Origin of the sequence: Pseudoalteromonas aliena, from assembly GCF_038155085.1 — a bacterium.
Taxonomy (GTDB): Bacteria; Pseudomonadota; Gammaproteobacteria; order Enterobacterales; family Alteromonadaceae; genus Pseudoalteromonas; species Pseudoalteromonas aliena_A.
On sequence record NZ_JBAKAU010000182.1, the window covers coordinates 1 to 219 of the forward strand.

General features: G+C 36.1%; 1 protein-coding gene. It reads right to left on the reverse strand.

Features of this window, described 5'->3' with window-relative positions:
- Positions 1 to 3: 3 nt before the first annotated feature.
- Positions 4 to 219, reverse strand: a 216-nt coding sequence (locus V6260_RS19025; RefSeq protein ID WP_341595608.1) for a hypothetical protein, incomplete at its 5' end; no start/stop codon positions are given.

Genomic DNA, 219 nt, shown 5'->3' on the forward strand with positions numbered 1-219 from the left:
TGGCTATTTAAACGTAGTAGCAGGTGATAGCTGCGACATTGTTGGTCTTGTAATACTATCATACGCGGCTAAGCGTAAAATCATGTTGTATTGCAGCTCTAACTTAACATTCAAAGATGGTAATAAGTTTGAATAACTTTTACCTTCCTCAATATTAGTCGCAGGACAAAATACGTTAGCAAACAAATTTGGATCCGTCGTTTGGATATCATAGCTAAT